Source organism: Achromobacter semiaridum, assembly GCF_053543755.1.
Genome location: NZ_JBLVOL010000034.1, coordinates 22,894 through 32,476 on the forward strand (window position 1 = coordinate 22,894; position 9,583 = coordinate 32,476).

Sequence of the window (9,583 nt, forward strand, 5' to 3'; positions counted from 1 at the left end):
GCGAGGCCCGCCTTACCAGTACGTCGGTATCAGTACGCGCCCATGTAGTCGCGCTTGCCGACTTCGATGCCGTTGTGGCGCAGGATGGCGTAGGCCGTGGTGACGTGGAAGAAGAACTGCGGCAGGCCGTAGTGCAGCAGGTAGGCGCTGCCCGACAGCTTCTTTTCCTTGGGCGTGCCCGGACGCAGCACGATTTCCAGCGAGGCGGCTTTTTCGAACTGCTCCGGCGTGAAGGCGCCGACGTGCGCCAGCGTCTTGTTGATCAGTGCTTGCAGCTCGGCAAAGGTGGCTTCGCCTTCGGGCCAGGACGGCACGTCGGAGCCGGCCAGGCGCGAGGCGATGCCCTTGGCGAAGTCGCAGGCGATTTGCACCTGGCGCGACAGCGGGAACATGTCCGGGTACAGGCGCGCGCCCAGGTAGGCGACCGCATCAATGTTCTTGGCCGTGGCGTGTGCTTCGGCCTTCTTCAGCACGTCCGACAGGGCGGACAGCATCTGCTTGATGACGGGGACGGAGGCGTCGTACAGGGGTTGGGTCATGGGGGCTCGCTTGAATGAGGGTAGGCGGGCGCGGGAAATGTCCCACGCGGCTGCGGCAAGACTACCAGCAATTGATGGCGTTCGTTCCCGCTGGTATTTTGTACTTTTAATGTATCCAACATTCACTAAACCCCGGGTTTGTACGGGGTATATCTGCCGTTTTTCCTTGCGCTATAACCCCGTATGTATTTTTTGTGTATTTTTTATGGTTTGGGCGCAAATGAAAATCGCATTGTTGGGTTGTGGGGAAGTGGGCCATTGCTACGCCGAGGCGTGGCGGGCGGGCGGACACCGGATCGTGGGGATCTGCGAGCTGAGGCAGGACGCAGAAATGCAGCAGCGCGCCCAGGCGCATGGCGCCCCATTGCATGCCACCCCCGGCCCGTGGCTGCAAGAGGCCGACATCGTGGCCTCGGCCGTGTTCGGCCACGCCGCGCTGGCCGTCGCCACGGCAGCCTTGCCGCACCTGCGCCCGGACGCGGCGTATGCCGATTTCACGACCGCCAGCGCGGGCGATATGCGCGCCGCGGCCCAGGTGGCGGCGCAGCACGGGGTGCCGTTCACCGACGTGGCCATCATGGGCGCCATCGCGCTGTTGGGCGCGCGCACGCCGCTGCTGTGCGCCGGCACGGGCGCTGAAAACGTGGCGGCCTTTACCGCCGGTTGCGGCGCGCCGGCGCAAGCCATCGACGGTGAGGCCGGCGATGCCGTGCGCTTGAAACTGCTGCGCAGCATCCTGACCAAGGGCATGGAAAGCCTGGCTGTGGAATGTCTGGTCGCCGCCGAAAGCATGGGCCTGCGTGCGTCGTTGTACGAAGTGCTGTCCGACATGGACCGCACGCCGCTCACCACGTTCGTGGATTCGTTTGTGCGTTCGCACGTGCTGCACGCACCGCGCCGGCTGGCGGAAGTGCGCGAGGCCCGGGAACAACTGGTGGAAGCGGGCTTGCAGCCGCTGGTGCTGGACGGCGTGGAACGCCTGTTCGCGCGCACCGCCAAGGGCATCGAGGCGGCGCGCGAGGCGGGCTCGTTCAACGTGCCCGATTCGGTGGACGCGCGGCTGGCATGGCTGACGCCGCTGGCCCGGCAATCCTGATTTCTGACAAGGCGGCCCCGCAGAGGGCCGCTTGCTTCAACAAAACTTAGAGAGGAAGACAATGACGTCCCTGAAGACTCTGCTGGCGGCCACGCTGCTTATCTCGTCGGCCGCCGCCGGCGCCGCCGACATGGGCACCGCTCCGATCACGCTGATTTCGCCCTTTCCGCCGGGCGGCGGCACCGACACGCTGACGCGCATGATCGGGTCGGCCATTGCCCAGGACACCGGCTGGAACATCGTTGTGGAAAACAAGCCGGGCGCCGGCGGCAACCTGGCGCTGGACGCCACGGCGCGCGCCAAGCCGGACGGCCATACATTGGTGATGGCGCAGACGGACAACATCGTGCTCAACCCGTGGCTGTACAACAAGCTCAGCTACGACACGTTCAAGGATTTCAAGCCCGTGGGCCTGGTGGCCTCGTCGCCCAGCGTGTTCGTGGTGGTGCCCGAGTCGCCCTACAAAACGCTGGACGACGTGGTGAAGGCGGCCAAGGCGCGGCCCGGCCAGGTGTCGCTGGGCATTCCCGGCATTGGCGGCAGCGGTGATTTGATCGGCCACCTGTGGCGCAAGGCGGCGGGCATGGAACTGATGCACGTGCCGTATCGCGGCTGGTCGCAGGCGTTTCCGGATCTGGCCAGCGGTCGCATCGACCTCTACACCGGCTCGGTGGCTTCGTTGCTGCCGCAGATCCGAGGCGGCAAGGTGCGCGCGCTGGCGGTGGTGGCGGACGCGCGTTCGCCCGCCTTGCCGGACGTGCCGACCTTTGCCGAAAGCGGTTTCAAGACCATCAACCAGACCATCTGGTGGGGCTTGATGGCGCCGGGCAAGACGCCGGACGACGTGGTTGCCACGCTGAACAAGGCGCTGAACGCATCGCAGGCCAAGCCCGAACTGGTGAAGAAATTGGAAGACTCCGGCTACAGCGTCATGACGGGCACGCCCGCCGACCTGGCCAAGCGCCATCGCGCCGACCACGACGTGTTCGGCAAGGTCGTGCAGGAAGCCGGCATCCCGAAGCAATAAACCCCAAGATCGAACCCAACAGGAGCACCCCATGATCGGCTTTGACATCCGCCCGCGCCAACGCGCGGTCAGCAGCGATTTCGTCGAGAAATTCCGCCACATCCCCGTGGCCAACATCAGCGATTGCATGTGGCGCATGACGGCGGGCGGCGCGCGCCTGCGCCCCATGCATGACGGCACGTTGCTGGCCGGCCCGGCCGTGACGGTGCGCACGCGCCCCGGCGACAACCTGCTGGTGCACAAGGCCCTGGAGTTGGCGCAGCCGGGCGACGTGGTGGTGGTGGACGCGGGTGGCGACCTGACCAACGCCATCATCGGCGAAATCATGACCACCTATGCGCAGACGCGCGGCCTGGCGGGCATTGTGATCAACGGCGCCATCCGCGACTGCGGCACCATCCGGCGCGGTTCCTTTCCGGTGTACGCGGCGGGCGTCACGCATCGCGGGCCGTACAAGGACGGGCCGGGTGAAATCAACGTGGTGATCTCGCTGGACGGCATGACGATCGAGCCGGGCGATTTGATCCTGGGCGATGAAGACGGCCTGCTGGCGCTGCCCTACGATCAAGTGCCCGCGCTGTACGAGGCCGCCTCGGCCAAGCACGCGATTGAAGAAAAGATGCTGGCCCAGATCGCCGCCGGCACGCTGGACACATCGTGGATCGACGCGCGCATGAAGGCGCAGGGCTGGAAGCCGTAGCGGGCAGCCGCCTTAGCGCGGGCTGATACCCAGGCTGCGCAGCAGCCGGTCCTTCAGCCCGCCCGCGTACGCCCAGGACAGCACCGCCAGCACCAGCATGGTCACCGTGAAGTACGCGCGCGCGGCCAGCGGCACGGGGTTCATCTGCGCGATGGTGCGCAGCGGCTCGTAGTTCGTGAAGTCGCTGGCGGCCAGCGTGCTGAACAGCAGCGCCAGCACCGGCCCCGTGAAATGCGGGCGGTCGCCGCGCGCGGGGTCAGCGCCGCGCGACATCCATTGCACCAGACGAAACAGCTGCACCACGATGGTCGCAAGAGGAATGGCGACTGCCAGCAGCAGCACGAAAAGGGCAACCAGGATCTGAGGCGAATTCATAAATATCGGTAAATCCCATCACGCGGCCGTTGCATCGGCCGGCGGCTTGCGCTGGCTGCGAAACAACAGGTGCGTGCTGGTCAGGTGAAAACGCATGGCGATGTCGGCGCAGGCTGCATCGCGCGCGCGCAAGGCGGCGATGATCTGGCGGTGGTGCTCCACGCTGCGCAGCATGTCGTCGTGCGTATAGAAATAGAACGAGCCGATGATGATCGGCATGTCCAGCAGGTTTTCCACCATCGTGCGCACGCGCGCCGATTGCGCCGCGTCCAGCAGCGCGTGGTGAAAAAGGTTATTGCAATGCTGCACCCGCGCGACCTTGTCGGCGTCGTCGGACAAAATGGCATCCAGCATGCGCTGGTTGATCTGTTCCAGGTGGTCGATCTGTTCGGGCGTGGCGCGTTCGGCGGCGCTGCGCGCGGCATAGGGTTCCAGCAGCAGGCGCAGCTCGAACGCTTCGTTGATGTCGCGATCCACCCAGCCCAGCACCTCGGCCCCGCGCCGGCCTTCGCGCTTGACCAGGCCATCGGCGACCAGCCGTTCGATGGCGCCGCGCACCGGCGTGCGGCTGACGGAAAGTTCGGCCGCGATGTGTTCTTCGCGCAGCCGTTCGCCGGGCAGGAACACGCCGGACATCAGGCGTCGGCGCAGTTCTGCATAGACAAGATCGCGGGCGCTGGTCATGGTGAAAAAGGGGGGGTTCCGGGGGGCGCGAAGAGTTCCAGACTATACCCGAAGGCGGCTTGAAAACAGTGGGTTCAAGCCGCCGTGCGAACTTGCCGCGCGCCGTCGTTTATGGCTGAATGAAACCGTCCTGTTTTGAAGAAGACTGTGCCGCCATGGGCAAGAACGCTATCCCTGCATCGCCGCGGCCCGCCGAGCTTGCCATCGGCTTGCCGGCCGCCGACATCCAGCACCACGTTGTCACCGCGCCGGACGGCAAGCGCGCTTATCGCGTGTCGGTCTGGACGCCGCCGCTTGGCCCGGTCCCTTCCACCGGCTATCCACTGGTGATCATGCTGGACGGCAACGCGGTGTTCGACAGCCTGACACGCACGGACCACGCGTTGCCGGCGGGGCAGTCGTTGCAAGCGGTGGTGGTGGGGGTGGACCATGAGCCACGCGACCACGCCGACGCCAAGCCGTTCGACCCGAAGGCCAATTTGGCCGAGCGCTCGTACGACTACACGCCGCCATCGCCCGGTGCGGATGCGCCACGCGGTGCGCCGAACAATCCGCATGCGGTGGGTTGGGCCAAGCGTGGCGGTGGCGCCGATCAATTCCTGGATTTGCTGCTGCAACACATCGTGCCGCTGGTGCAGGCGCGTTATCCCGTGGACCCGGGCAACCGCAATCTGTACGGCCATTCGTATGGTGGGCTGTTCGTGCTGCACGCGGCGCTGACGCGTCCGCAGGCGTTTCAGCGCTATGTGGCGGCCAGCCCGTCGATCTGGTGGAACAACAATTTCATTCTGCAAGCGCTGGCGTCGCCCTCGCCGGTGTTGCCGGCCGGCATTGACATAACGGTGATGGCGGGCGCCGAGGCCAAGGGTCAGGACGCCCTTCCCGACAGCCCTGAAAGCGTCGTGCGCGCGCTATCCCGGATCACGCATGTGCGTGCGGACTTGCAGGTGTTTCCGGGCCTGGGGCACGGTGCAATGCTGCCGGCTTCGCTGGCGGCGACGCTGCAACGGTATGTCAAGTAGCGCCAACGACAGCACCCGCAACGCTACGCCTATAGCGCTACGCCTACAGCGCTACACCCGCCGGGCAAATGTGATCGTCAAGCTCACGCCGCGTCCAGCCGGCCCCAGCCCCGGCCCCCATTCGATCCGCGCGTCGTGCGCCTTGGCAATCTGCGCGACCAACGACAAGCCGATGCCGCTGCCGTGTTCGGTGCTGCCGGGCAGGCGGTAGAAGCGGTCGAACACGCGTTCGCGTTCGCCCGGCGCGATGCCCGGCCCGTCGTCCGACACGCTAAGGCAAGCGCCGCCCGCCACCCGCGGCCCGCAACGAATCTGGATGCGGCCGCCGGCCGGTGTATAGCGCAGCGCATTGTCCAGCAGGTTGCGCACCAGCACGCCCAGGGCGTCCACATTGCCCGGCACGGACACGGCTTCGGTGTCCAGCGCAATGCGCTGCCGCCGCGATGTGGCCTGCATTTCGCTGTCGCGCGCGATCATTTCCGTCAGCCGGTCCAGCGGCACGGGCTCAATCGCGCTTTCGTCCTGCGCCTGCGTACGTGCCTGTTCCAGTAGTTGCTCGGCCAGCCGCGCTGTGCGCGTGGCGACCTGGCGCAATTGCCCGACGGCTTGCGCGCGCGCCGCGTCGGTATCGCTGCGCAGCGCCAGCTCCGCATACGCGCTTAACGCCGCCAGCGGCGTGCGCAGTTCGTGCGCCGCGTCGGCCACGAAACGCCGCTCGCGATCCAAAGAGGCCGACAGGCGTTGCAGCAGGTCGTTGATGGCGCCGACAAAGGGGCGCAATTCTCCCGGCATGCCCGCCGTGGGCCCCGGCGTCAGGGCCACGCCGGTGCGATGCAGGATGGCGTCGCGCGCGCCGTCCACGGGACGAAACGCGCGCCGGATCACCAGCCACGTCAGCGCCATCAGCATCAGGAACAGCACGCTTAGAAACCACAGGCTGTTCCACATGCGCTGGGCGGTTTTCTGCCGCAGTTCTTTGACGGACTTGGCGAACTGCACCTGCACGCGGCCGTCGGCGTCCGACACCGCGTATGCGCGCCACGGCTCGCCTTGCAGGATGATGTTGCGATAACCCTCTTTGTAGTCCGGCACCAAGGGCTCCGCGGGCGCCCAGGGCGATTGCAGGACCAGCCGCTTGTCGGCCAGCGACCAGGCCTGGAAGTTGGCGGTCTCGCCGTCCATCCGGGCGGGCGCGGACAATTCAAAACGGTCTTCGCGCGACGGCTGCGCTTCCAGCAGGCTGGTGGGAATCGACACCAGCGCCTTTTGCGCGCCGTAGCGCAGGCCCTGGTCGAACATGCCGGTTTCAGCGCGCGTCTGTTGTACGTAGATCAGCGCAAACACGATCAGCCACGTGGCCAACATGGCAAGCAGCAGGGTGATGGCCACCCGCCGGCGCAGCGTCATCATGGCGCGGTGTCCGCCACGATGCGATAGCCCAGGCCGTGCTGGGTTTCGATCAGCCCGTCGCCCAGCTTGCGCCGCAGTTGGTGGATGTACACCGCCACCGTGTTGCTTTCGATGGTGCCGCTGCTGCCGTACACCGCCGTTTCCAACTGGTCCCGGCTGACCGTGTGGCCCATGCGCTGCATCAGCGCCAGCAGCGTCTGGTATTCATGCGCGCTCAAGCTGACTTCGCGGCCGTCTTGCCTGACCACGCGGCCGGCCGGTTCCAGCACCACGTCGCGGCATCGCAGCGCCGACACCACGCTGTTGCTGCTGCGGCGAAGCACCGCGCGCAAACGCGCCAGCAGCTCGTCCAGCTGGAACGGCTTGACCAGGTAATCGTCGGCGCCCGCGTCCAGGCCCTGGATGCGTTCGCTGAGGCGGTCGCGCGCCGTGATGATCAGCACGGGAGTCGTGTCGAAACGGCCGCGCAGCGTCTTCAGCAGCGCCAGCCCGCTGCCGTCGGGCAGGCCCAGGTCCAGCAGCACGGCGTGATAGCCGTGATCCACCAGCGACAGCTGCGCGTCGGGCAGGTTGCGCACCCAATGGACGGTGGCGCCGTCATCGGCCAGGCCCGTGTGCAGGGCGTCGCCCAGCATGGGGTCGTCTTCAACAAGCAGGATACGCAAACACACTCCAGGCGACGGCCCCCGCGCCAGGCGGCGGGTCGGTCTTAAAGAAATTTTAAAAGTTGCAGCAGACAATTCGGCCCGATCCCGTGGGCGCACGCCCGCGGCCAACGACACGAATGAAAAGGAAGCCCTGATGCGGATCGGTATAGTAGCAAGCGGCCTGATGGCGGGCGCGGTGCTTGGCGGGGCCGGCGTGGCCCAGGCGCAGGGTGCCAACGGCATCGGTTTGGGGGTCGGAGCCATTCCGGTCTATGAAGGGTCCAGCGAATACCGTGCCTTGCCCGTGCCGCTGATCAACTACCACTCCGGCAACTTTTTCATCACGCCGCGCGTGGGCCTGCCGGCGATGGGGCTGAAGACGTCGCTGGCCACCGACCTGGACGCGGGCGTCTTCGTGGGGCTGGGCCTGGGCCGCAAGGCGGACGACGCCGACCGTACCAAGGGGCTGGACGACATCAAGTTCCATGGCGCCTACGGCGCCTATGTGGAATGGCGGCCGGGCCGGTATTCGCTGGGCGCGGGCTACAAGCAGGCGGCGCGCAGCGGTTATGGCGGCACGCTGGAACTGCGCGCCTCGTATGCCGCCCTGATGACCGAGCGGAACCTGGTGCAGGTTGGCGTCCGGACCGAATGGGCCAACCATGACGCCATGCAGACCTGGTTCGGCGTGACGTCCTCGCAAGCGGCGCGCAGCCGCGAAGGCTTGTCGACGTATTCGCCGTCCTCGGGCTTCAAGTCGGCGGCGCTGTACACCACCTGGACCTATCGCATCGACCCCAGCTGGAGCACCGTGTCCACCCTGGGCGTAAGCACCTTGCTGGGCGATGCGCGCGACAGCCCGCTGACCGAGCGCAAGACGAATATGTTCGGGTCGGTGGGCGTCATGTATCGCTTCTAAGGCGCGACGGCGGGGCAGCGCGGCGGCAGGGCGCCGGGGCAGCGTTATTTTGTTCAAGAAAACGCACTGGGGCACGGATACAATTTCCGCCAGAATTCCCTGGATGTTTCCTCATTCCCTTGAGCCTCGCCATGCCCGCCACTTCGCCCGACCTTCCGCCTGAACCCCAAGCCGTGCACAGCCCGACGACGCGGCACGCGATTTTTATCGTGGCCACGATCAATCCCGGCGCCGACGCCGCCCAAACCGTGCGGTCGTGGTGCGAAGACGTGGCCGCGCGCGTGCGCACCGTCAACACGCGGTCGCCGCAGGAAAACCTGTCCTGTGTGTGCGCGTTCGGCTCCGACGCGTGGGACGCGCTGTTCGGCCGGCCGCGTCCGGCCAACCTGCATCCCTTCCGGGTGTTCGGCGAAGGCGCGCGCGTGGCGGTGGCCACGCCCGGCGACATCTTGCTGCACATCCGCGCCGACGCCATGGACCTGTGCTTTGAAGTGGCAACGTTGTTGATGCAAGACCTGGGCGACGCCGTGACGGTGGTCGACGAGGTGCACGGCTTCCGCTATTTCGACCGCCGCGCCATCATCGGTTTTGTGGACGGCACCGAAAACCCCGAAGGCCGCGAGGCCGTCAACTTCACCGTCATCGGCGATGAAGACGCCGAATTTGCGGGCGGCAGCTACGTGCTGGTGCAAAAGTACCTGCACGACATGGCGGCCTGGAACGCGCTGACGGTGGAAAGCCAGGAAGGCGTCATCGGGCGCCACAAGCTGTCCAACGTAGAACTGGACGATGACATCAAGCCGGCGTCCTCGCACAGCGCGCTGACCACGCTGGAAGAAAACGGCCAAGAGATCAAGATCCTGCGCGACAACATGCCGTTCGGGCGCGCCGGCATGGGCGAGTTCGGGACGTATTTCATCGGCTACGCGCGTTCGCCCGCGCCCATCGAGCAGATGCTTGAAAACATGTTCGTGGGCCGTCCGGCGGGCAACTACGACCGCTTGCTCGATTACAGCCGGGCCGTGACGGGCGGGCTGTTCTTCGTGCCGTCGGTGGAATTGCTGGAGCAGTTGGCCGAACGCGCGCCAGTCGTCGCTGTTGTGCAGGACGACGCCGTGCCGGTGGTGGCAAGCGCGCCGGTCGCGCCGGTCGCGCCGGGCGCGC

The 9,583-nt window shown here is 66.4% G+C and carries 11 protein-coding genes; 6 read left to right on the forward strand and 5 right to left on the reverse strand.

Features of this window, described 5'->3' with window-relative positions:
• Positions 1–29 precede the first annotated feature (29 nt).
• On the reverse strand, positions 30–539 hold the full coding sequence (locus tag ACNPP0_RS10950; RefSeq protein WP_448705876.1) for a DUF1993 domain-containing protein: 510 nt from the start codon (positions 537–539) through the stop codon (positions 30–32).
• A gap of 220 nt (positions 540–759) precedes the next feature.
• Here ACNPP0_RS10950 and ACNPP0_RS10955 point away from each other — a divergent pair, with 220 nt between their 5' ends.
• The 3 genes from ACNPP0_RS10955 (at position 760) to ACNPP0_RS10965 (ending at position 3,362) form a co-directional block, all read left to right on the forward strand.
• Complete coding sequence (locus ACNPP0_RS10955) at positions 760–1,635, forward strand: NAD(P)-dependent oxidoreductase (RefSeq protein ID WP_448705877.1); 876 nt, start codon at positions 760–762, stop codon at positions 1,633–1,635.
• A 61-nt stretch (positions 1,636–1,696) separates the two neighbouring features.
• Positions 1,697–2,662, forward strand: a complete 966-nt coding sequence (locus ACNPP0_RS10960; protein WP_332611175.1) for a Bug family tripartite tricarboxylate transporter substrate binding protein — start codon at positions 1,697–1,699, stop codon at positions 2,660–2,662.
• A gap of 31 nt (positions 2,663–2,693) precedes the next feature.
• Entirely contained in the window at positions 2,694–3,362 is a 669-nt protein-coding gene (locus tag ACNPP0_RS10965; protein WP_448705878.1) for an RraA family protein, read from the forward strand.
• A gap of 12 nt (positions 3,363–3,374) precedes the next feature.
• Here the strand turns inward: ACNPP0_RS10965 and ACNPP0_RS10970 are convergent, their stop codons facing one another.
• Together ACNPP0_RS10970 and ACNPP0_RS10975 are read right to left on the reverse strand one after the other, a co-directional pair.
• On the reverse strand, positions 3,375–3,737 hold the full coding sequence (locus tag ACNPP0_RS10970; protein WP_332611178.1) for a hypothetical protein: 363 nt from the start codon (positions 3,735–3,737) through the stop codon (positions 3,375–3,377).
• A gap of 18 nt (positions 3,738–3,755) precedes the next feature.
• Positions 3,756–4,421 carry a GntR family transcriptional regulator gene (locus ACNPP0_RS10975; protein ID WP_448705879.1) on the reverse strand — a complete coding sequence of 222 codons (666 nt, stop codon included), beginning with the start codon at positions 4,419–4,421 and terminating at the stop codon, positions 3,756–3,758.
• 155 nt (positions 4,422–4,576) lie between these two features.
• Between ACNPP0_RS10975 and ACNPP0_RS10980 the strand changes: the two genes are divergently transcribed.
• Positions 4,577–5,443, forward strand: a complete 867-nt coding sequence (locus tag ACNPP0_RS10980) for an alpha/beta hydrolase (protein ID WP_448705880.1) — start codon at positions 4,577–4,579, stop codon at positions 5,441–5,443.
• A 51-nt stretch (positions 5,444–5,494) separates the two neighbouring features.
• Here the strand turns inward: ACNPP0_RS10980 and ACNPP0_RS10985 are convergent, their stop codons facing one another.
• On the reverse strand, positions 5,495–6,853 hold the full coding sequence (locus tag ACNPP0_RS10985; RefSeq protein WP_448705881.1) for an ATP-binding protein: 1,359 nt from the start codon (positions 6,851–6,853) through the stop codon (positions 5,495–5,497).
• A complete protein-coding gene (locus ACNPP0_RS10990; RefSeq protein ID WP_332611183.1) occupies positions 6,850–7,518 on the reverse strand; it encodes a response regulator transcription factor in 669 nt (222 codons plus the stop codon). The genes ACNPP0_RS10985 and ACNPP0_RS10990 overlap by 4 nt, the downstream gene beginning before the upstream one ends.
• 136 nt (positions 7,519–7,654) lie before the next feature.
• Here ACNPP0_RS10990 and ACNPP0_RS10995 point away from each other — a divergent pair, with 136 nt between their 5' ends.
• Both ACNPP0_RS10995 and ACNPP0_RS11000 read left to right on the forward strand, forming a co-directional pair.
• Positions 7,655–8,419 (forward strand): MipA/OmpV family protein, encoded by a 765-nt coding sequence (locus tag ACNPP0_RS10995; RefSeq protein ID WP_448705882.1) that lies wholly within the window; start codon positions 7,655–7,657, stop codon positions 8,417–8,419.
• Positions 8,420–8,550: 131 nt separating this feature from the next.
• Positions 8,551–9,583 (forward strand): Dyp-type peroxidase (locus ACNPP0_RS11000; RefSeq protein ID WP_448705883.1); only part of this gene is annotated, 1,033 nt, incomplete at its 3' end.

Bases quoted from the DNA above. Each gene is read 5' to 3' on its own strand.
- ACNPP0_RS10950 (WP_448705876.1), bottom strand. From the start codon at position 539: ATGACCCAACCCCTGTACGACGCCTCCGTCCCCGTCATCAAGCAGATG.
- ACNPP0_RS10955 (WP_448705877.1), top strand. From the start codon at position 760: ATGAAAATCGCATTGTTGGGTTGTGGGGAAGTGGGCCATTGCTACGCC.
- ACNPP0_RS10960 (WP_332611175.1), top strand. From the start codon at position 1,697: ATGACGTCCCTGAAGACTCTGCTGGCGGCCACGCTGCTTATCTCGTCG.
- ACNPP0_RS10965 (WP_448705878.1), top strand. From the start codon at position 2,694: ATGATCGGCTTTGACATCCGCCCGCGCCAACGCGCGGTCAGCAGCGAT.
- ACNPP0_RS10970 (WP_332611178.1), bottom strand. From the start codon at position 3,737: ATGAATTCGCCTCAGATCCTGGTTGCCCTTTTCGTGCTGCTGCTGGCA.
- ACNPP0_RS10975 (WP_448705879.1), bottom strand. From the start codon at position 4,421: ATGACCAGCGCCCGCGATCTTGTCTATGCAGAACTGCGCCGACGCCTG.
- ACNPP0_RS10980 (WP_448705880.1), top strand. From the start codon at position 4,577: ATGGGCAAGAACGCTATCCCTGCATCGCCGCGGCCCGCCGAGCTTGCC.
- ACNPP0_RS10985 (WP_448705881.1), bottom strand. From the start codon at position 6,853: ATGATGACGCTGCGCCGGCGGGTGGCCATCACCCTGCTGCTTGCCATG.
- ACNPP0_RS10995 (WP_448705882.1), top strand. From the start codon at position 7,655: ATGCGGATCGGTATAGTAGCAAGCGGCCTGATGGCGGGCGCGGTGCTT.